General features: G+C 70.9%; 18 protein-coding genes. 12 read left to right on the forward strand and 6 right to left on the reverse strand.

Translation table 11 applies throughout. The annotated features are described in order from the left end of the window. Window positions 1-73: 73 nt before the first annotated feature. Both MQE23_RS11215 and MQE23_RS11220 read right to left on the reverse strand, forming a co-directional pair. Window positions 74-718, reverse strand: a complete 645-nt coding sequence (locus tag MQE23_RS11215; protein ID WP_342364994.1) for a LysE family translocator — start codon at window positions 716-718, stop codon at window positions 74-76. Then, entirely contained in the window at window positions 702-1,571 is an 870-nt protein-coding gene (locus MQE23_RS11220) for a helix-turn-helix domain-containing protein (protein WP_342364995.1), read from the reverse strand. The genes MQE23_RS11215 and MQE23_RS11220 overlap by 17 nt, the downstream gene beginning before the upstream one ends. Window positions 1,572-2,084: 513 nt before the next feature. Here MQE23_RS11220 and MQE23_RS11225 point away from each other — a divergent pair. The 7 genes from MQE23_RS11225 to MQE23_RS11255 all read left to right on the forward strand — a co-directional run bounded on the left by MQE23_RS11225 (window position 2,085) and on the right by MQE23_RS11255 (window position 9,818). Next, on the forward strand, window positions 2,085-3,455 hold the full coding sequence (locus tag MQE23_RS11225; RefSeq protein WP_243379062.1) for a DegT/DnrJ/EryC1/StrS family aminotransferase: 1,371 nt from the start codon (window positions 2,085-2,087) through the stop codon (window positions 3,453-3,455). A gap of 4 nt (window positions 3,456-3,459) precedes the next feature. Further along, window positions 3,460-4,344: an HAD-IIB family hydrolase gene (locus MQE23_RS11230; protein WP_243379064.1), complete on the forward strand. Its 885-nt coding sequence runs from the start codon at window positions 3,460-3,462 to the stop codon at window positions 4,342-4,344. A gap of 59 nt (window positions 4,345-4,403) precedes the next feature. Beyond that, on the forward strand, window positions 4,404-5,477 hold the full coding sequence (locus MQE23_RS11235; protein WP_243379066.1) for a Gfo/Idh/MocA family oxidoreductase: 1,074 nt from the start codon (window positions 4,404-4,406) through the stop codon (window positions 5,475-5,477). A 49-nt stretch (window positions 5,478-5,526) separates the two neighbouring features. Continuing rightward, on the forward strand, window positions 5,527-6,747 hold the full coding sequence (locus MQE23_RS11240; RefSeq protein WP_020273935.1) for an MFS transporter: 1,221 nt from the start codon (window positions 5,527-5,529) through the stop codon (window positions 6,745-6,747). Between the two features lie 30 nt (window positions 6,748-6,777). Next, the gene (gene sbnA / locus MQE23_RS11245) at window positions 6,778-7,740 is read left to right on the forward strand and encodes a 2,3-diaminopropionate biosynthesis protein SbnA (protein ID WP_020273936.1); all 963 of its coding nucleotides are present in this window, start codon (window positions 6,778-6,780) and stop codon (window positions 7,738-7,740) included. Between the two features lie 37 nt (window positions 7,741-7,777). Beyond that, window positions 7,778-8,785 (forward strand): 2,3-diaminopropionate biosynthesis protein SbnB, encoded by a 1,008-nt coding sequence (gene sbnB / locus MQE23_RS11250; RefSeq protein ID WP_243379067.1) that lies wholly within the window; start codon window positions 7,778-7,780, stop codon window positions 8,783-8,785. Window positions 8,786-8,852: 67 nt separating this feature from the next. Next, complete coding sequence (locus MQE23_RS11255; RefSeq protein WP_243379069.1) at window positions 8,853-9,818, forward strand: ornithine carbamoyltransferase; 966 nt, start codon at window positions 8,853-8,855, stop codon at window positions 9,816-9,818. A 107-nt stretch (window positions 9,819-9,925) separates the two neighbouring features. On the opposite strand, the gene hemE is transcribed toward MQE23_RS11255, so the two are convergent. After that, window positions 9,926-10,993 carry a uroporphyrinogen decarboxylase gene (gene hemE, locus MQE23_RS11260; protein ID WP_020273939.1) on the reverse strand — a complete coding sequence of 356 codons (1,068 nt, stop codon included), beginning with the start codon at window positions 10,991-10,993 and terminating at the stop codon, window positions 9,926-9,928. Between the two features lie 101 nt (window positions 10,994-11,094). Here hemE and MQE23_RS11265 point away from each other — a divergent pair, with 101 nt between their 5' ends. The 3 genes from MQE23_RS11265 to MQE23_RS11275 all read left to right on the forward strand — a co-directional run bounded on the left by MQE23_RS11265 (window position 11,095) and on the right by MQE23_RS11275 (window position 14,230). Then, complete coding sequence (locus tag MQE23_RS11265; protein WP_037670399.1) at window positions 11,095-11,769, forward strand: DUF3000 domain-containing protein; 675 nt, start codon at window positions 11,095-11,097, stop codon at window positions 11,767-11,769. Window positions 11,770-12,092: 323 nt separating this feature from the next. Continuing rightward, entirely contained in the window at window positions 12,093-12,755 is a 663-nt protein-coding gene (locus tag MQE23_RS11270; RefSeq protein ID WP_003993737.1) for a response regulator transcription factor, read from the forward strand. A gap of 185 nt (window positions 12,756-12,940) precedes the next feature. Beyond that, the gene (locus MQE23_RS11275; protein ID WP_020273941.1) at window positions 12,941-14,230 is read left to right on the forward strand and encodes a ribonuclease D; all 1,290 of its coding nucleotides are present in this window, start codon (window positions 12,941-12,943) and stop codon (window positions 14,228-14,230) included. Window positions 14,231-14,316: 86 nt separating this feature from the next. Here MQE23_RS11275 and MQE23_RS11280 read toward each other — a convergent pair whose 3' ends face one another. Genes MQE23_RS11280 through MQE23_RS11290 form a run of 3 tightly spaced genes read right to left on the reverse strand, consistent with a single transcriptional unit; the run spans window position 14,317 to window position 17,407 of the window. Next, window positions 14,317-15,147, reverse strand: coding sequence for a carbohydrate ABC transporter permease (locus MQE23_RS11280; protein ID WP_020273942.1), 831 nt, complete (start codon window positions 15,145-15,147; stop codon window positions 14,317-14,319). Continuing rightward, complete coding sequence (locus tag MQE23_RS11285; RefSeq protein WP_020273943.1) at window positions 15,144-16,094, reverse strand: sugar ABC transporter permease; 951 nt, start codon at window positions 16,092-16,094, stop codon at window positions 15,144-15,146. The genes MQE23_RS11280 and MQE23_RS11285 overlap by 4 nt, the downstream gene beginning before the upstream one ends. Further along, window positions 16,094-17,407 carry an ABC transporter substrate-binding protein gene (locus MQE23_RS11290; RefSeq protein WP_037670424.1) on the reverse strand — a complete coding sequence of 438 codons (1,314 nt, stop codon included), beginning with the start codon at window positions 17,405-17,407 and terminating at the stop codon, window positions 16,094-16,096. The genes MQE23_RS11285 and MQE23_RS11290 overlap by 1 nt, the downstream gene beginning before the upstream one ends. Window positions 17,408-17,571: 164 nt before the next feature. On the opposite strand from MQE23_RS11290, the gene MQE23_RS11295 reads away from it, so the two are divergent. Further along, window positions 17,572-19,941 (forward strand): glycoside hydrolase family 2 protein, encoded by a 2,370-nt coding sequence (locus MQE23_RS11295; RefSeq protein WP_243379070.1) that lies wholly within the window; start codon window positions 17,572-17,574, stop codon window positions 19,939-19,941. Further along, the gene (locus MQE23_RS11300) at window positions 19,938-20,975 is read left to right on the forward strand and encodes a LacI family DNA-binding transcriptional regulator (RefSeq protein WP_243379072.1); all 1,038 of its coding nucleotides are present in this window, start codon (window positions 19,938-19,940) and stop codon (window positions 20,973-20,975) included. Before MQE23_RS11295 ends, MQE23_RS11300 begins: the two co-directional genes overlap by 4 nt. Window positions 20,976-21,083 lie beyond the last annotated feature (108 nt).

The raw sequence follows: 21,083 nt of genomic DNA on the forward strand, positions 1-21,083 counted from the left end.
ACGCACGGCCGGACGACCGCGTTCACCGCCGCACCCGATTCACCGGCGACTCGTGCGGTGTGCTCACCGCCCGTCAGCCGGTCATGGCCAGCCGCAGCCCCAGTCCGACGATGACCGTGCCCGTGATCCGGTCCAGCACGCGGCGAGCCGCGGGACTCTGGAGCCGGACGCGCAGGGCGCGGGCGCAGCCGATGAGGGCCGCCGACCAGACCAGGCCCAGGGCGATGTGCACCAAGGCGAGCAGCACGCCGGTGGTGAAGTGCGGTGCGCCGTCGGGGATGAACTGCGGCAGCACGGCGACGTAGAAGACGCCCACCTTGGGGTTGAGAAGGTTGGTGAACGCGCCCTGACGCCACCCCTCCCCCAGGCTGTTGCGCACGGTCACCTCGCCGGGCGCGTCCCCGGCCGTCGAGCCCCGGTGGCGCAGCGTGTCCACCAGCATGCGTCCGCCGAGCCACAGGAGGTACACGACGCCCGCCCAGCGCAGGACCTCGTACGCCGCCCGGGAGGCGGTGATCAGGGCCGTGAGCCCGAGGGAGGTGAGGACGCCCCACACCAGGACGCCGGTCTGAACTCCCAGGACCACGCCCCAGGCCCTGCGGTGGCGGCCGAGCGCGGCGGTTCGCAGGATGAGCGCGGTGTCGATGCCCGGCGTGAGGGTGAGCAGCCCGACGACCAGGACGAAGGACCACAGTGCGGAGTCAGGGGCCATGGCCATGCGGGGAGCCTTCCGTGGGCAGCAGCAGGACGTAACGGAGCTCCTGCCGGTAGGCGGGGAGCAGGACCTGTGAGGTGACGGTGATCGTCTCGGGGGATACGTGGGGCAGGCGCAGTTCGTAGCGGTGCCCGTGCCGGTAGGCGAGGACCTTCGGGCTGCGGTCCCACAGTCCGCGGCACACGGGGGCGTCCAGGACGGCGTCGCGCAGCGCGGTGAGGTCCTCGTCGTCGGGACGGGTCACCAGCGCGAAACGCAGCAGGGCGAGGTACTGCACGGCGTGCCGTGGCCAGTCCACGATCTGCTCGCGGGCCGTGGCGGTGGTCAGTGCCCAGCGCATGAGGTTGGCTCCCGGTTCACGGACCCAGGGGAACCAGTGGGCCATGGCCGCGTTGTGGTCGAGGACGTTCCACGCCCGGTCGGTGAGGTAACTGGGGAATTCGGTCTGCGCCGAGGCGAGTACGGCCAGCTCGTCCATGAAGTCCGGCGGGCCTTCGTCCTCGTCCGACTGTCCGCCGGCACCGGCGAGCGCGTGCCCGTACAGCGCCATGCGTTCGTCGGGGCCGAGCAGCAAAGCCTGGGAAAGGCGTTCGAGCACCTCGGTGGAGAGCGGTACGCGCATGCCGGTCTCGAGATTCCGATACCAGCGTTCACTCACACCCATGCGGTCGGCTACTTCTTTTTGGGGTAACGGTCTCCCCCTGTTCATTTTGCTTCCCGCTTCCACCCGCCAAGCACGCAACAGATCGGGCAGCACATCGGTGCCGCACGTGTTGTCCGACACGGAAGAAACAGATTGGGTGCGACGTGACACTGCTCGGAAACACTCCCTCTGCGTATCGCCGGGAGAACACACCGTAACAAGGCCGGGACTGACTCGCGAAAGCGGGGCTACGAAAAGTGAAGGCCGTCACGCCGACACACGGAGTCCGCTCGGGGACATATGCCCTGCTCGGCGCGGTAAGACCGGAGAACCGGCAGAAAATTGCCGGTCCTCGACCGGTCGCCCGCCCCGTTCCGAGGTGCTCTTCCGGGAATTCCAGGACCGCAAAGGAACGGCAAAAAGCTGCCGGTTGACGGACGTTGTCGGCCGCTGACAGCATCACCGACGTGTGCCGCTCACCCATCCATCGCGGAACAGTTGCATACGATCCGTCCGGGCCTGAGAACCGGATTCCATACCGCATTCCGCGCGACATTCACCGCGCAGTTCAGTTCACGTCCGTTCGCTATTCCTGCTCGCCAACGGGGCAGCCGGCGACCGATTGTCCGCAGCATTCCGTATGCCCATAGACATGCGTCCGCGCAGGGATTATCCGCTGCCCAGATCTTTCGAACACTTCGAACGCCTCGAACCCCAGGAGTACGCATGACCGTCGCCACCGCCGAGCCCGGCACGTTCACCGGCTCCCCCCTCCCCGGGGACAGCAGCAGTCTGCACCGGGTGGTCCAGGACCTCGCCCGGGGCGTGCGGACCGCCCACCCCGTGCGGGACACCCTCGCCAACAAGGAGCTGGCGAAGGTTCTCTCGTCCTGGGACTCCTCCCCCGCTCCCGTGCACCCCGACACGCTTGTCGCTCCCCTCTTCCCCGAGCCGTCGCGTGCGGCGGGGGTCCCCTTCCTGCCGAAGGAGCGGCTCCTGTCGCGGGAGGAGAAGAGCGCCGCCGCCGACGCTTTCACGCGGGTGTTGGAGAGCTGCGAGTTCACCAGCGGTCCCGCCGTCACCGCCTTCGAGGACGCCGTCGCCGACTACCTGGCCCTGCCCTGCGCCGTCGCGACCGGCAGTGGGACCGACGCGCTCGTGATCGCTCTGCGTGCGGTGGGGGTCGGGCCGGGCGACGAGGTGATCATGCCGGCCAACAGCTTCGCCGCCACCGAGAACGCGGTCTTCGCCTGCGGTGCCGTGCCCGTGCTCGCGGACGTGACCCGGCCCGACGGGAACCTGGACCCGGAGTCGGTGGCGGAGCTGATCACTCCGCGCACCGTGGCCGTCCTTCCCGTCCATCTGTACGGCAAGCTCGCCGACATGGCGGGGCTGCATGCCGTCGCCGACCGGCACGGTCTGCGGATCGTCGAGGACGCCTGCCAGGCACTCGGGGTGACCGGTGTGGGGCAGTACTCCGACGCGGCCGCCCTCAGCTTCAACCCGTACAAGAACGTCGGGCTGTGCGGGAAGGCCGGTGCCGTCGTCACCGGCTCGGCCGAGATCGCCGAGCGCTGCCGGGTGATCGGCTACCACGGCTTCGAGCCGGGCCGGAAGAACTTCAAGTGCGAGGCGTTCGGGCTCAACGCGCGCATCGACAACACCATGGCCGCGATCGGTCTGGCCCTGCTGCCCTGGACCAGTCTGCGCGGACTGCGGCGCACCTATCTCGCCCGGCGCTACGTGGACGCGCTCCGCCCCCTCGCCGAGGAGGGCGTGCTCGAAGCGCCCGCCTTCGCTCCCGACCACTCCTGGCACCTGTTCCCCGTGCTGCCGGCCGGCGGCGCGGCGGCCCGCGACGCGCTGCTGGAGGACCTGGCGCGGACGAGCCGGGTGGAGTCGGACGTCTACTACCCCGTCCTGACGCACCGGCAGGAGACACCGGTGCGCGAGCGGCTCTTCGGACAGGCTCACCTGCCGCGGACCGAGTGGCTGCACAACCGGGTGCTGCACCTGCCACTGCACGCGGGTCTGTCCCTCGGCGAGCAGGACCGCGTGGTCGAAGCCCTGTACGCGGCGACGCGCCGGGTCCGGTGACGGCATGACCGACACCCTGCCGTTCGACACCACCGGCGGCCCGGCCCCCGGCCCGCCACCCCACCTGCGCCTGCCGGAGGCGGTGGGCTGGGCCGCGTTCTCCGACTTCGACGAGACCTACCTGGCCCATGCCGCGACCCCTGGGCAACGGGCCCACCTCGCGGCGCTGGAGGAGTTCCTGCTGACGGAGGCCGTGGAGCACGGTCTGCTCTTCGGCTGGGTCACCGGCAGCTCGCTGGCCTCCGTGCGGGAGAAGATGGCGCGCTGCGGCGCCCGTGTCCTGCCACACTTCGTGGCCGGCGCGCTGGGCACCGAGCTGACGTTCTTCCCCGACGGCGTCGCCCGCCCGGACCCCGAGTGGCGGCAACTGCTGCTGGACAGCGGATTCGACCGGGACCGGGTCACGAAGGCCGTGGACCGTCTGGCCCGGCACCGGGTCGAGCTGTTCCCGCAGAACGCCCCGCACACCGGGAACCCGACCGAGTTCCTGGTCAACTACTACTTCCGCTCCCTCGGCGACCCGCGGCGCGACGAGCAGAGCCTCGACCTCGTGCGCGACCTCGCCCGCGAGCACGGCCTCGGGCTCAACATCAGCCGCTGCAACCCCGCCACCGGGGACCCCGCCGACTGCTACGACGTCGACTTCCTCCCGCCGGTGTGCGGCAAGCGCAACGTCGTCAGGCACCTGTGCGCCCGCTTCGGCGTCGCGCCGGAGCGGACCCTCGCGTTCGGCGACAGCGGCAACGACCTGGAGATGCTGGGCGCCGTGAGCCACGGCTACCTCGTCGCCAACTGCACGCCCGAGGCCAGGAGCCGCTTCCCGCAGGTGTCGCCGCACCCGCACGCCCAGGCCCTGCTCACCGCCTTCCGTCACCACCTCCGCCGCTGAACCGCTTGCCCCGGTCCGGCGGGTCCGGACCGGAGGGCCGTCACTGAGAGAGGCAGACCATGCAGATAGGAATCATCGGCGCCGGCGGCATCGCCCTCGCCCACCTGCGCGCCGCCGAGACCGTCCCCGGCGTCGTACCGGCCGGTGTGTACGACGTGCTGCCGGAGAAGGCAGCGGAGCTGGCCGAGCGCTTCGGCTGCCCCGTCTTCTCCTCGACGACCGAGCTGTACCGGCACGTCGACGCCGTCGTCATCGCCTCGCCCAACCACACGCACGCCGACTACGCCGAGGAGGCCGTCCGGCACGGCAGGCACGTGCTGTGCGAGAAGCCGATGACGACCACGGTGGCGGAGGCCGAGCGCATCACCGCGCTGGCCGAGGAGAGCGGCCTGGTGTGCGCCATGGGCTTCAACTACCGCTATCTGGAGGCCATCGGCGAGATCAGGAACCTGGTACGGAGCGGGGAGCTGGGCTCCATCCTCTTCGTGGAGGCCGGTTTCCGGCGCGGCAGCGCCCTGACCCGCTCCCGTTTCACCTGGCGGGACAGCGCCCTGGGCCGCTCCACCAGCGGCTCCCTCGGCGACCTGGGCGTGCATCTCGTCGACATGCTCGACCGCCTCTTCGACAGCCCGGTCGACAGCACGAGCTGCCGCACCAAGCTCCAGGTCAACGTGCCGCAGAAGGAGGGCCAGGACGTCCAGGTCGACGACTACGCGTTCGTCACCGGCCGTCTGGAGAACGGCACCTTCTTCAACCTGGTCACGTCCAAGTCCTCGCTGCCGGAGGAGCTCGGCTTCTCGCTGAAGATCATCGGAGACCGCAAGGAGCTGTACTACCACTCCAAGGACGACACGACCTACTTCCTGAAGTCCCGTGTCACCTGGGAACAGGGCACGTTCACCCGCGAGGAGACGCTCGCCTCTCCGCCCGGTGAGGTGCCCGGCTGGAGCGACACCTTCCGGCACCAGCTGCGGGAGTGGCGCGACGCGGTCACCGCGCGGGACACCGGCGTCGCGCGGAGCGCCGACAGCGCCCTGGCCTGCTTCGGCGACGGGCTGCGCAGCCAGCGGGTGCTGGAGCGCCTGCTGGCGGGCGACCAGCAGGACGCGCTCGCCCCTTCGGTGACCTCGTGACACCGCGCGACGCACACGCCAGGGGCGCGACAGGGAAGAGGAACGTCTCTTGACCGGGACCTCGGCGCAGGCCGCGCCACCCCGCACCACCGTGGCGCGGCCCCTGTTCAGTCCGTTCGCCGTCGTCGCGTCGTGCGTGGGCTTCGCCCTGATCGGGGCCCTGCAGGCGCTGTACGGTCCGGCGATCCCCGCGTTCCGCACCGAGTTCGGCCTGTCGCCGGCCGCCGCCGGGCTGAGCCTGAGCGCTCACTTCGTCGGCGGCGTGGCCGGTGTGCTGCTGCTCAACCGGGTGCACGGGCGGCTGGGCAACAGAACGCTGCTGTCCGCCTCGTACGCGCTGATGGCTCTCGGCGGGGCCGGCTTCGCGCTGGCCCCGGCCTGGCCGTGGGCGCTGGCCTGCGCGCTGGTGACCGGGGTGGGCTTCGGCGGCATCGACTACGGCCTCAACCAGCTGTTCTCGGTGGGGTTCGGCCGCCGCAGCCCCGCCATGCTCAACATCATCGGCGCGGCCTACGGCCTCGGTGCCGTGGGCGGTCCCGCACTTCTGGGGCTGCTGGGCCCGGGCGAGTACCCGGCCGTCTTCGCCGGGTTCGCCGCGCTGTCCGCCGCACTGGTGCTGGCGCAGCGCGGCGTGCGCGAGGGCGGGGACGCGCCCGCCCCGTCGCCGTCAGGCGAGGAGGGCGAGGAGAGCGAGGCGGGGACTCCCGGGCTGCGGTCCTCGGTGGCCCTGGTCGTCTCGGTCTTCATCGCGCTGTACGTCCTGATGGTGGCGGTGGAGACCGGGGTCGGCGGCTGGGAGCCGACGCATCTGGAGTCCGTCGGGCACGACGCGGCGACCGCCGCCACGGCGACCTCGGCCTTCTGGCTCATGGTGACCGTGGGACGACTGCTGGTCGCACCGCTGACCCTGCGCTGGTCCGTGCAGACGATCATGGTCGTCAGCTCCGTCGGCATGGTGGTCTGCCTGCTGCTCGCCCTCGTCCCGGCGGCGGCGCCCTACGCGTACGCCGGTGTCGGCCTCTTCCACGCGCCGATCTTCCCGACGGGGCTGCCGTGGCTGTCCCGGGCGGTGCCGCGGGCGCGGCGGGCCGGGGCCTATGTGATCGCGGCCTCGATGATCGGCGGGGTGGCCGCCGGGCCGGTGCTGGGCAAGGGCATCGAACTGGCCGGTGTCGACGCCGTACCGGTGCTGCTGGCCCTGCCCGCGGCCGGTTGCCTCGCAGCCACCTGGTGGCTGATCCGGGCCACCCGGGACCGCTCGCCCTCCTGAACCGCGAACTCGCTCACGTGAGAGGCTGCCATGCTGTACGAGAACGCCAGCGACGTCATACTCGACGATATTTTCCTCGAGCTCACCGGCTTCGTCCCCGGAGTGGAACTCGCCCTGAAAATGGAGGGGTTGAACCCGGCCGGGTCGATCAAACTGAAAACGGCGGTGGGACTCGTGGAGGCCGCCGAGAACAGCGGCGCCCTCGTCCCCGGCGGCCATGTCATCGAGTCCTCGTCGGGCAACCTGGGCATCGCGCTCAGCTCCGTCTGCGCCGCCCGGGGGTACGCCTTCACCTGTGTGGTGGACCCGAACACCTCGCAGCAGAGCAAGGCGCTGATGCGAGCCCTCGGAGCCGAGGTGGTCCTGGTCGGCGAACGCGACGCCTGCGGCGGCTATCTGCAGTCCCGCATCGACTACATCGCGGCGCGACTGCGCGAACACCCCTCGCTGGTTTGGCCGAACCAGTACGCGAACCAGGCCAATCCCCAGGCGCACCACGACACGACCGCACCCTCGATCATCAAGCAGTTCCCCACGGTCGACCACCTGTTCGTCGGGGCGGGCACCACCGGGACGCTGATGGGCGTGGCCCGGTACTTCCGGCAGTACTCGCCGCGCACCCGGATCGTCGCCGTGGACACTGCAGGATCGATCACCTTCGGCTTCCCTCCGGGCCCCCGGCGCATCCCCGGACTCGGTACCAGCCGCCGGCCCGAGATCTTCCGTCCCGGTCAGGCCGACGAGACCGTCCTGGTGCCCGAGTCGGACGCGATCCGCATGTGCCGCCGGCTCGCGGCCGAACGGGGGCTGCTCCTCGGCGGATCGACCGGAGCTGTGCTGTCGGGTGTGCAGCGGCTGCGCGCGGACATCCCCTCCGGGTCCCGGGTGGTGGCGATCTCCCCGGACAACGGCGACCGCTACCTCCAGACCGTCTACAGCGACGAATGGGTCCTCGGCCACTACTCCCCCGCCGCCCTGGAAACGGCCGGCTGAACCCGCGAACACCGTCTTGGGAGAACAGGAACAGAGCATGTTCGAATTCAGCGTCATAGGGGGCCGAACGGCCCGGCAGATCATCGCCGACCACCGTCCCGGCATCGTGAGCGAGGTCAGGGAGACCTACCTCACCCACCGGGCCGGGGACACGGTGAACCCGGACAGCCACTTCCTCCGCTTCCCGGAGAAGCCGGACAGCCGGATCATCGCCCTCCCCGCCTATCTCGGCGGGAAGCACGGGCTGGCGGGGATCAAGTGGATCTCCAGCTTCCCGCGCAACATCGAGCGGGGCGTTCCCCGCGCCTCGGCGGCCCTGCTGCTCAACGACTACACGACCGGCTACCCCTTCGCGGTGCTGGAGGCGTCCCAGATCAGCGCCGCCCGCACCGCGGCCTCCGCGGTGCTCGCGGCGGAGGTGCTCACGGGCGGCACCGCCGCCCGGCGGGTCCTCCTGGTGGGCGGCGGCATCATCGCCCGCAACATCACGGAGTTCTTCGCCGCCCGGGGCTGGACCTTCGACAGCGTCGCGGTCCACGACCGCAGCCCGGAGTACGCCGCGGCGCTGGCCGACCACACCTCCGCCCGGCTCGGGTACGCCTCGGAGGTGGTGTCCGACCTGCCGGCCGAACTGGAGAAAGCCGACCTCGTCGTCCTCGCCACCACCGCCGCCGTGCCGCACATCGTCGATCCGGGCTCCTTCGCCCCGGGCCAGGTGGTGCTGAACATCTCGCTGCGGGACATCGCCCCGGAGATCATCGCGGAGTCGTACAACGTGGTCGACGACGTCGAGCACTGCCTCAAGGCCGACACCTCCGTGCATCTGGCCGAGCAGAAGTACGGCCATCGCGACTTCATCACCGGGACGCTGGCCGACGTCATGCGCGGGGACGCCGTGGCGGCAGACGACAAGCCCTTGGTCTTCTCGCCGTTCGGACTCGGCGTCCTGGACCTGGCGGTCGGCGCCTTCGTCTACCAGAAGGCCGTGGAGACCAACTCCCACACCGTCATCGAGGACTTCTTCGGGGAGACCCGGCGCTGGTAGCCGCCGGCTCGCAGCCACCCGTCATCCGCTCGCGCCCGTCACCGCCCCTTCCGAAAGAGGACTAGCCATGCAGCCCGCCCGCTTCCTGCCCGGCCCGCCCGCTCCCCGTCCGGAGCGCGGGATCTTCTCCCTCGGCGAACTGACGTCCGAGACCGTGCACCGACTGGCACGCCGCGCCTGCGACTTCCACGACGACCCGAAGGCCGGCGGACGGCCGCTGGACGGCCGGACGGTCGGAGTCCTGTTCACCCGGACGTCCACCCGGACCCGCACCGCGTTCACGGCCGGCGCCATCAAGCTCGGCGGTACGCCCGTGACGTTCGGTCCGGACGACCTCCAGACGAACACGGGCGAGTCGCTGACGGACACCGGTCGCGTGCTCGGTTCCATGCTGGACCTGCTGGTGGCCCGGACCTCGGGCCCGCTCCACGAGCTGCGCACGCTCTCCGGCTCCGGAGGCATCCCGGTGATCAACGCCATGGCGACCGAGGAGCACCCCACCCAGGGCATCTGCGACCTGGCCACCATCTCCCTGGTCAGGGGCAGCCTCGAAGGCGTCAGGGTCCTGTACGTCGGAGAGGGCAACAACACGGCGACCGCCCTCGCCCAGGGGCTGTCACACGTCCCCGGCTGCCGGGTCACCTTCGCCACCCCGCCCGGGTACGGGCTCCCCGCGGACGTGGTGGAGGAGGCCGCCAAGCGCGGCGCCGAGCACGGCACGGAGTTGGTCGAGTCGCACTCCATGGACGAGCTGCCCGACCAGGTCGACTTCGTCTACACCACGCGCTGGCAGACGACCGGCACCAGCAAGGGCGACGCGCACTGGCGGCAGACGTTCCGCCCCTTCCACGTCGACGAGGCCCTCATGAACCGCTGGCCGGACGCCTGGTTCCTGCACGACCTGCCGGCGCACCGCGGCGACGAGGTCGCGGCCGGGGTGCTGGACGGAGAGCGGTCCGTGGCCTGGATCCAGGCCCGGATGAAGCTCACCAGCGCCATGGCGGCACTCGAGTGGGCGGCCGGGACGGCCTGAGACCTCCGGTGCCGGAGGCCCGGGCCGTCAGCGGGCGGTTTCCGTGTGGACGTGCGCGGCGAGCCGGGCCGGCGCGGGGTGGGTGCGGCCCCGCGCCCCGGGCCGCGTCAGCGCGCCGTGTGCGTGTGCACGTACTCCACCAGCCGCGTCAGCGCGTCCGGGTCCGTCGACGGCATGACGCCGTGGCCGAGGTTGAAGACATGGCCCTCGAGGTCCTTCGCCGAGTCCAGGACCTCGCGGGTCTTGGCCTCGACGGCCTCCGTCGGGGCGAACAGCACGGTCGGGTCGAGGTTGCCCTGGAGCGCCTTGCCGGGCCCGACGCGACGGGCGGCCTCGTCGAGCGGGACGCGCCAGTCGACGCCGACGACATCAGCGCCGGCCTCGCCCATGAGCCGCAGCAGCTCGCCGGTGCCGACGCCGAAGTGGATGCGCGGGACGCCGTAACCGGCCACGGCCTCGAAGACCTTCGCCGACGCGGGCAGCACCGAGCGCCGGTAGTCGACGGGGGCCAGCGCCCCGGCCCAGGAGTCGAACAGCTGGACCGCCGAGGCGCCTGCCTCGATCTGGACCTTCAGGAACGCGGCCGTGATGTCCGCGAGGCGGTCGAGCAGGTCGGCCCACAGCTCGGGGTCGCCGTACATCATCGCCTTGGCGTTCTCGTACGTCCGGGACGGGCCGCCCTCGACGAGGTAGCTGGCGAGGGTGAAGGGGGCGCCGGCGAAGCCGATCAGGGGCGTGCTGCCGAGTTCGCGGGTGAGCAGGCCGATGGCCTCGGTGACGTAGGAGACGTCCTCGGGGGTCAGATCGCGCAGCTGGGCGAGGTCCGCGCGGGTGCGGACCGGGCGCTCGACGACCGGGCCGACACCGGGCTTGATGTCGAGGTCGACGCCGATGGCCTTGAGCGGGACGACGATGTCGCTGAAGTAGATCGCCGCGTCGACACCGTGCCGGCGCACCGGCTGGAGCGTGATCTCGGTGACCAGTTCGGGCCGCATGCAGGACTCGAGCATCGCGATGCCCTCGCGGACCTTGCGGTACTCCGGCAGTGAGCGCCCGGCCTGCCGCATGAACCACACCGGCGTGTGCGGCACGGGCTCGCGCCGGCAGGCCTTGAGGAAGGCTGAGTCGTACGTGGCGGACGGCTGCTGGGCCCGGGGGGCGTCGTTGGCACTCACGGGCCAAGTTTCGCACGCCCCCGATGGGCGTGATCCAGCCCCTGGAGAGGCGCGGGGTGTCTAGCCCGGCACCCGGGCTCCGGTCCCCGTAATCTTCCGGCATGGCTGCGGCTCAGGGACGACTGTCGGACGGCGCTGGCGGAATGGACGAAGCGAAGGACACCGAGAAAGACCGGCGGGAGGCGGACACCGCCCCGCTGCCCTTCCGGGCCGCCGTCGACGCGCTCAGGTCGGCGCGGCTGCGGCCCCAGATCGAGGTCGAGCCGACGCCCCCGCCGAAGCGGCTCGCCCCCTACGCCCACGCCCTGGAGGCCGCGGTCGTCGACGGTGACCAGGACCTGGCCGACGGCCGGCTGGTGCTGCTGCACGACCCGGCGGGGCACGACGCCTGGCAGGGCACGTTCCGGCTGGTGACGCTGGTGCGCGCGGAACTGGAGCCGGAGATGGCCGCGGACCCGCTGCTGCCGGAGGTGTGCTGGTCCTGGCTGACCGGCGCGCTCCAGACGCGCGGGCTGACGTACGGGGAGCCGAGCGGCACCGTCACGCGGGCGAGTTCGCACTACTTCGGCGGTCTCTCGGCGCGCCCGGCCGCCTCGCAGATCGAGATCCGAGCCTCCTGGACGCCGCGCGAGGGCCTGGGCGGGGTCCCGGACACGGCCGCGCACCTGGCGTCCTGGTGCGATCTGCTCGCCCAGGTCGCGGGGCTGCCGCCGGCCGGGCCGGGGGACGCGTCGGTGGTGACGCTGCCGCAGCGGCGAGGACCGCAGTCCCGCTGACCGAACCAGTTCCGACCCCGTACTGATCGAACTTGTACGGGGCGGTCAACCATGCCCTGTCGACGATCACACCTGCGTCCCCCTCTTGGCCGAATCACTTTGTCGATACGGCCACTTTCGACCGCGTACCGACGCAGACCGAAACCGTCCGGCCTTCGAATGATCGACCGCGTGTCCGAATTGTACGGATTGTTATCACCGATTCGTGATCATTCTCTAAAGGCGGACGGGCTGGGTGCCGAAGACGACTGTGACCTTGAAAGCACGGTTCGTCCCGGCTTAAACCCCACGAGCCGGTCCCGTCCCGCACCCCAGGAGGCCTGGTGTCCGTTCTCCTCGAGCAGCCCGCAAGCCTGGTCGCCTACCGCCCGAACAAGCCGACCGCCATGGTGGTCGTGGCCGACCCGCGCGTCCGCTCCACCGTCACCCGCCACCTGTGGGCGCTCGGTGTGCGCGATGTCATCGAGGCCTCGTCCATCGCGGAGGCTCGTCCCCGCATCGGCAACCCCCGCGACATCTGCGTCGCCGACGTCCACCTGCCGGACGGCTCCGGCCTCACCCTGCTGTCGGAGACCCGCGCCGCGGGCTGGCCCAACGGGCTCGCCCTCTCCGCCGCCGACGACATCGGCGCCGTGCGCAACGCGCTCGCCGGCGGTGTGAAGGGCTACGTCGTCACCGGCACCCGCACCAACGTCGGGCTCCCCACCCGGCCGGGTGCCGCTCCCATCGGCGCCGCCGCCGCGCGCCTGCACCGCCGCCCCCCGGGTGCCCCGAGCCACCCGGGCGGCTACCGCGAGCTGTCCGGCCGCGAGGTCGAGGTGCTGCGGCTGGTCGCGGAGGGCCAGTCGAACAAGGCGATCGGCGTATCGATGGGCCTGTCCGCACTGACCGTCAAGAGCCACCTCGCCCGCATCGCCCGCAAGCTCGGCACGGGTGACCGCGCCGGCATGGTCGCGGTGGCCCTGCGTACCGGAATCATTCACTGACCCGCTTCACGATGACCTTTTGTGATCATGCGCTCACGTGAACGGGACCGGCCGCGGGTCCCGCTCATGTCACTCACGGTTCGCGCACCCGACACTCCCCCGACCTGACTGGTTTGCGACCCCGGGCGCCCGTCGACGGAACGTTCCGTCGACGGGCGCTGTCCATACACGGATACCCTTGACATGTGACCGACGCCCACGAGACCGCAGCAGACAGCTCACTGCGAACCACCGGAGGCGCTCCTCCGGACGACGGCGGATCTTCTGCTACGGAGGCGCCGATCCCCTTGCTGGAACCGCGCGAGGGCATTCCGCCCGTGATCGCGGACGAGGCCGCCCTGGCCCGGGTGATCGCCGCCTTCGAGGCGGGCTCCGGACCGGTCGCCGTCGACGCCGAGCGGGCCTCCGGCTACCGCTACGGCCAGCGCGCCTACCTGGTCCAGCTGCGCCGCCAGGGCGCCGGAACGGCTCTCATCGACCCCGTCGCCTGCCCCGACCTGTCCGCCCTGGGCGAAGCCCTGTCCGGCGTCGAGTGGGTGCTGCACGCCGCCACCCAGGACCTGCCCTGCCTGCGTGAGATAGGCATGGTGCCGACGCGGCTGTTCGACACGGAGCTGGCCGGGCGGCTCGCCGGCTTCCCCCGGGTCGGCCTCGGCGCGATGGTCGAGGGCGTCCTCGGCTTCGTCCTGGAGAAGGGGCACTCCGCCGTCGACTGGTCGACCCGGCCGCTGCCCGAGCCCTGGCTGCGGTACGCGGCGCTGGACGTCGAGCTGCTCGTCGACCTGCGCGACGCGCTGGAGAAGGAGCTGGACCGGCAGGGCAAGCTGGAGTGGGCCCGCCAGGAGTTCGACGCGATCGCCTCCGCCCCGCCGCCCGAGCCGCGCAAGGACCCCTGGCGGCGTACGTCCGGCATGCACAAGGTGCGCCGGCGGCGGCAGCTGGCCGTCGTACGGGAGCTGTGGCAGACCCGGGACCGGATCGCGCAGCGGCGGGACGTCTCGCCGGGCAAGGTGCTCGGGGACGCGGCGATCGTGGAGGCCGCGCTGGCTATTCCGGCCAACGTGCACGCGCTGGCCGCGCTGAACGGTTTCGGCCACCGGATGAGCAAGCGGCAGCTGGAGCAGTGGCAGGCGGCCGTGGACCGGGCGAAGGCGCTGAGCGAGGCGCAGTTGCCGCAGCCGGGGCAGCCGGTGACCGGTCCTCCGCCGCCGCGGGCCTGGGCCGACAAGGATCCGGCGGCCGCGGCTCGGCTGTCCGCGGCCCGGACGGGTGTTTCGGCGCTGGCCGAGCAGCTCAACATGCCGCAGGAGAATCTGATGACGCCGGACACGGTTCGGCGGGTGTGCTGGGAGCCGCCGGCGGTGGTGGATGCGGAGTCCGTGGGGGCCGCGCTTGCCGGGTACGGTGCGCGACCGTGGCAGGTGGAGTTGGTGACGCCGGTGTTGGTGGAGGCTCTGTCCGCGAAGGAGGCCTAGCCGCCGTAGCGCTTCGTGGCGTACGGCGGCTGCGGGTTCCTTGGGGTTGTTCGCGCAGTTCCCCGCGCCCCTTGAAAGAAGGCCCCCTATTTCGTGGCCCCTCGAGTGAAACCGTTGTAGATGAACCGCTGGAGGAACAGGAAGACGATCAAGGTGGGGGCGATGACGAGGATCGCGCCTGCCGAGATGGTCTCCCAGTGGGCTCCGAAGGGGCCCTTGAAGCGGAACAGGGACGTCGAGATCACGCCAAGATCTTCGGAGGGCATGTAGAGGAAGGGGATGTAGAAGTCGTTGTAGACGTTGATCCCCTTCACGATCACGACCGTCGCGATCGCGGGCTTGAGCAGCGGGAAGATGATCTTCCGGTAGACGGTGAAGGCGTTGGCGCCGTCGATGCGGGCCGACTCGTCCAGTGAGACGGGGATGGCCCGTACGAACTGCAGGAAGATGTAGATCGACACGATGTCCGTGCCCATGTAGAGCGCGATCGGCGCCAAGAGGCTGTCGAACATCCCGAAGCTGTTCACGATCTGGAAGGTGGCCACCTGGGTGGTCACCCCGGGGACCAGCGCGGCGACCAGGAACAGGGCCAGGACGAGCTTCCGGAAGCGGAACCGGAAGCGGTCGATGGCGTACGCCGTCATCGAGCCGATGAGGACCGTGCCCCCGATGGCGACGACCAGGATCACCGCCGTGTTGCCGAACGCCGAGAGCATCCGGCCGTCCTGGAACGCCGTCACGTAGTTGTCGAAGTTGAGCGGGTCGTCGGGCAGCGTGAGGGCGCCGCTGTCGTCCGCCATCTCCCCGGAGGTCTTCAGCGAGGTCAGGAAGACCACGGTGAGCGGCAGCAGCACGACCAGCGTCGCGACGACCAGCGACAGGTACACGAGGACACGGGCCACGGCACGGCGCGTCATACGAGGTCCACCTTGTCGTCCGGGACGAGGCGCCGCTGCACCCAGGTCACCGCCAGGATGATCAGCAGCAGTACGACGGCCGCCGCCGAGGCGAGGCCCGTCTTGTTGAACTGGAAGGCCAGCTTCACGGTCTGGATCACGAAGGTCTCGGTGCCGGTCGCGCCGCCGGTCATGATGTACGGGATCTCGAAGACCGACAGCGACCCGGAGACGGACAGGATCACCGACAGGCTCAGCACGGGCCGGATGCCGGGCGCGATGATGTGGCGGAACTGCTGCCAGCGGTTCGCCCCGTCCAGTTCCGCCGCCTCGTACAGCTCTCCCGGGATGGACTGGATCGCGCCGAGGAAGAGGACGAAGTTCAGGCCCAGGTAGCGCCAGACGGAGACGCCTGCGAGGGAGACGTTGGCCGACGTGGGTGTGCCGAGCCAGGCGCGGTCGCCGTCGTGGCCGAAGAGGCTCAGGATCGCGTCGAGGGTGCCGCCGTCCTGGAAGAAGTACAGGAAGACGAAGCCGATCGCGACGCCGTTGATCAGGTACGGGAAGAAGAGCACGCCCTTGAAGAAGCTGCGGAAGCGGACGTTGAAGCTCAGGACGGTGGCGAAGTAGAGGGCGGCGGCGATCTGCACCACGGACGCGGCCAGGTAGTAGCCGCTGACGAAGAACACCTCGAACAGTTCGGGCCGGGTGAAGAGTTCGGTGTAGTTCTCGGCGCCCGTGTAGTGCAGCTCGGGGCTGACGCCGTCCCAGTCGGTGAAGCTGTACGCGACCATGTTGAGGATCGGCGCGTAGGTGAAGGCGATCAGCAGGGCGAGCGGGGCGATCAGGAACAGCCAGGGGGTCACGCCCCGCCACCGCCGCGGCCGGCGCGCGGCGGACGGCGGTGTCGGCCCGGCGGGCGCGGCCGGCGGCACCGGCCGCGCCGCCTTCCGGGTGGTGTCGGTCATCAGGACCCCAGGTTCTGCTGCGCCTCGGTCCACTTCTCGCCCAGCCCGGTCAGGAAGTCGTCCAGGCTGCCCTTGCGGGCGCCGCGGGCGAGGTCGACGAGTTCCTGGCGGTAGTCGGGCTTGTAGATGCCGACCTCGGACTGGTTGTCGATGGACTTCACCTCGGCGCCCTTGGTGTCGTCGATGTCGAGGAGCTTCACGCCCGCCTCCTCGTACGGCCCCAGGACGTCGGGCAGCGGGGCGTCCTTGAGGGGCGAGAGGGCGAGGTTGGCGTTCGCGTAGCCGGACTTGTCGGTGAACCAGTCGATCCAGGCGCGGGCGGCGGCCTTGTGCTCGGAGTGGACGTTGACGGCCTGCTGGTAGTCGGGCGACGTCACCGCGCAGAAGGTGCCGTTCTTCTGGGCGGGGAACGGCATGAAGCCGATGTCGGCCGGGTCGGTGCCCGCCTGCTTCGCCGCGTCCTGCATCTGCACGATCGCCCAGGAGCCGAGCCACATCGTGGCGATCCGGCCCTTCGCCATGCGGGGCTTGGAGGCCTCCCAGTTGGTGGTCGTCGGGTCCTTCTCGATGAGGTCCGACTTCACGATGTCGTGGAGCAGCGTGTCACCGACCCGCAGGTCGGCGCCTTCCGCCCAGGGGTTCCCCTCGGCGAGCCGGGTGGTGGCCTGCGGGTCGCAGCCGACCGAGCCGTTGACGTTCGTCCACTGGGTCAGCGGCCACATGTCCTTGAAGTTGGTGTAGTACGGGACCGCGTCGGTCTTGGCCTTGATGGCCTTCAGGTCGTCGAGGAACTCGGCCGGGGTCGTGGGCCAGTCGGTGACGCCGGCCGCGCTCCAGACCTTCTTGTTGTAGACGAAGCCCGGGACCACGCCGATCGGGCTCTGCCCGTAGACCTTGCCCTGGACGGTGGAGTAGTCGGTGAAGCGGTACTTCTTGCTGCGCTCGGACCGACTGCCCAGCGAGGCGAAGAACTTCGGGTAGTCCTTCTTCTCGATCACGGCCGGGATCATCAGGACGTCGCCGTAGTTCTCCGTGTTCATACGGATCTTGACCTCACCCTCGTAGTCGGTGAGGCCGTCGAACTCGACCTTCACCTTGGGGTAGGTCTTGTTGAACTCGGCGGCGTACTTCTTCATCGTCCCGTCCTGCACGAGGTCGGTCCGGTGGGTGAGGACGGTGATGGTCCCGTCGACCTTGGCGGGATCGTCGGGCGCCTTTGCATCCGCGCCCTTGGAGGTGCCTCCGGTGCCGGTACAGCCCGAGGCCAGCAGGGCTGCGCCCACGGCGAGGGCGAGGACGGTACGGCGGTTCATGTGCATCAGCTCCGTTCGCGGAGGGGAACTCGGGACGGAAGAGCACGTGCGGTATGGCTGGTTCGGCACTCTGACAGCGCTTTCTCAACCGGTAAAGTCCCATTCCCGCCAACGCTGCGAAAACCTGTACACGACTCTTTACTTGACCGGTTAAGGGAGTGCGCATGCTGGAGGCCACACCGCTCGGCGACGGATGGATCCTGCGGCACGAGCCGGGCCCGCTCCCGGCCTCCGTGCCGGGCTGCGTGCACACCGACCTGATGGCGGCCGGGGCGATCCCGGACCCGTTCCTGGGCCTGGGCGAGTCCGAGGTGGCGTGGGTGGGGCGCCGGGACTGGACGTACGAGCGCGAGCTCACGAGCGCGTCCGCGCAGGAGCAGACCGACCTGGTCTTCGACGGGCTCGACACCGTCGCCGAGATCTCCCTGGACGGGCGGCTGCTGGGCAAGGTGCGGAACATGCACCGCTCGTACCGGTTCGACGTGACGGGGCTGTCCGGGCGGCTGTCCGTGCGGTTCGTCTCCGCCTACGCCGAGGCCGAAGCCGTGCGGGGACGGCTGGGCGAGCGGCCCGCCGCCTACGCCGAGCCCTACCAGTACCTGCGCAAGATGGCCTGCTCCTTCGGCTGGGACTGGGGTCCGACCCTGGTGACGGCCGGGATCTGGCGGCCGGTGCGCCTGGAGCACTGGTCGACGGCCCGGATCGCCCGGGTGCGTCCGCTGGTCACCGTCGACGAGGGCGTGGGCGTCGTCGAGTTGGCCGTCGACGTGGAGCGGACCCGGGTGGAGGCGCCGCTCGCCCTGGAGGCGACGGTCGGCGGGGTGCGGGCGCGCGCGGAGATCGACGGGGCGGGCGGGGTCGTACGGCTGCGGGTGCCGGACGTCCGGCTGTGGTGGCCGCGCGGCTACGGCGAACAGCCGCTGTACGACGTCGAGGTGCGGCTGCTGCACGGCGACGACGCGCTGGACGTGTGGCGGCGGCGGATCGGCTTCCGGACCGTGGAACTGGACCTACGGCCCGACGCGCACGGCACCGGATTCACGCTCGTCGTCAACGGCGAGCGGCTCTTCGCGCGGGGCGTCAACTGGATCCCCGACGACGTCTTCCCGTCCCGGATCACCCGCGAGCGGTACCGGGAGCGGCTGGAGCAGGCCGCCGGGGCGGGCGTGGACCTCGTACGGGTGTGGGGCGGCGGGATCTACGAGAGCGAGGACTTCTACGACGCCTGCGACGAACTCGGGCTGCTGGTCTGGCAGGACTTCCCGTTCGCGTGCGCGGCCTACCCGGAGGAGCAGCCGCTGCGCGGTGAGGTGGAGGCCGAGGCCCGGGAGAACGTCGTACGGCTGATGCCGCATCCGTCGCTGGTGCTGTGGAACGGCAACAACGAGAACCTGTGGGGCTTCAGGGACTGGGGCTGGGAGCCGCGGCTGGCCGGGGACTCCTGGGGCGAGGGGTACTACCTGGGCGTACTGCCGCGGGTGGTGGCCGAGTTGGATCCGACACGGCCGTACACGGCAGGGAGTCCCTGGTCCGGGTCATGGGACCGGCATCCGAACGATCCGGAGCACGGCACGCACCACTCCTGGGAGGTGTGGAACCGGGAGGACTACGCCGACTACCGGCTGAGCGTCCCCCGGTTCGTCGCCGAGTTCGGCTGGCAGGCGCCGCCCGCGTACGCCACGCTGCGGCAGGCGCTGCCCGGGGAGGAGCTCGCACCGGACTCCCCCGGCATGCTGCACCACCAGAAGGCCGACGACGGCAACGGGAAGCTGGAACGGGGGCTGGCCCGGCACTTCGCCGTGCCGAAGGGGGACTTCGACCGCTGGCACTACCTGATGCAGGTCAACCAGGCACGGGCGGTCGCGGCCGGGATCGAGCACTGGCGTGCGCACTGGCCGGTGTGCGCGGGCACGGTCGTCTGGCAGCTCAACGACTGCTGGCCGGTGACGTCCTGGGCGGCGATCGACGGGGACGGGCGGGAGAAGCCGCTGTACCACGAGCTGAGGCGGCTGTACGCGGACCGGTTGCTGACGCTCCAGCCGCGGGACGGCGGGCTGGTGCTGGCGGCCGTCAACCAGGCGGCCGGAAACTGGACGCCGGCCCTTACCCTGCGGCGGATGTCCGTCGGGGGCGAGGTGCTGGGGCAGGTGGCGGTGGAGGTGACCGCCGGGGGGCGGACGGTGGCGCGGGTGGATGTTCCGCGGGAGCTGACGCCGGCCGGGCCTGAGGAGTTCCTGGTCGTGGACGCGGACGGTATGCGTGCGGTGCACTTCCCGGTGCCGGACCGTGAGGTGCCCTACCCCAGGCCGGAGTTCGATGTCGCGCTCGCCCCCGACGGCATCACCGTCACCGCCCGCACCTTGGTCCGGGACCTGCTGCTCCAGGCCGACCGGCTGGATCCGCGGGCGCGGGCCGACCGGGGGCTGGTCACGCTGCTGCCGGGGGAAGAGGTGACCATCGGCGTGCGCGGCTGGAAGACTCCGGACGCGGAGAGTGCTCGTTCGGCCCTGTACTGCGTGGAGCCCACCCGATGACGGCAACGCCGACCCCCCGCGTCACCATCAAGGACGTCGCCGCGCGCGCCGGTGTGTCCAAGGGTGCCGTGTCGCTCGCGTTCAACCACAAGCCCGGGCTGTCGGAGGCGACCCGGGACCGGATCTTCCGGGCGGCACGGGAGCTGGGCTGGGCGCCGAACCTCACGGCGCGGACGCTGGCCGGTTCGCGCGTGGACGTGGTGGGGCTCGCGGTGTGCCGGCCGGCGCGGATGCTCGGGCTCGAACCCTGGTACATGGAGTTCGTCTCGGGCGTGGAGAGCGTCCTGGCCGAGCACTCCTGCTCCCTGCTGCTGAGACTCGTACGGAATCTGGACGAGGAGGTGGGGGTCCAGGAGTCGTGGTGGCGGGGCCGGCAGATCGGCGGGTCGATCCTCGTCGACTTCCGGGCCGGCGACCCCCGGGTGGACCTGGTGGAGCGGCTCGGGCTGCCGGTGGTCGCGGTCGGGCATCCCTCGCTGACCGGGGGGCTCACCTCGGTGTGGACCGACGACGCGACGGCCGTGACGGAGGCGGTGCGGTATCTGGCCGCGCTGGGGCACCGGCGGATCGCCCGGGTGGGCGGGGCGGCGGCCCTCGGGCACACGGCCATCCGGACGGCGGCGTTCGACGAGGCGGCGGGGGCGCTGGCGCTGGCCGGGGCGTGGCAGGTGGCGACGGACTTCTCCGGGGACGCGGGGGCGCGGGCGACGCGTTCCCTGCTGACGGCGGCGCCGCCGGACCGGCCGACGGCGATCGTGTACGACAACGACGTCATGGCGGTGGCGGGGTTGTCGGTGGCGGCGGAGATGGGGTTGCGGGTGCCGGAGGATGTGTCACTGCTGGCCTGGGACGACTCGCAGCTGTGCCGGCTGACGCATCCGACGCTGTCCGCGATGAGTCATGACGTGCACGGGTTCGGGGCGGAGGTGGCTCGGACGTTGTTCTCGGTGATCACGGGCGATGGGGCGACTGGGTCACATCCTGTGCCGACGCCTGTTCTGACGCCCAGGGGATCCACTGCGCCGCCTCGGTGAGATGGGTGTGACCTTCGCCGCTCGCCATGTCAGGACTGTGCAGCTACGTTACTCATAAGTAGCATGGGATGAGCAAGCGCTCAGCGTCCTGGACCCTGGAGGAGAGCC

Source organism: Streptomyces sp. HP-A2021 (assembly GCF_022807935.1).
Lineage (GTDB): Bacteria > Actinomycetota > Actinomycetes > Streptomycetales > Streptomycetaceae > Streptomyces > Streptomyces afghaniensis.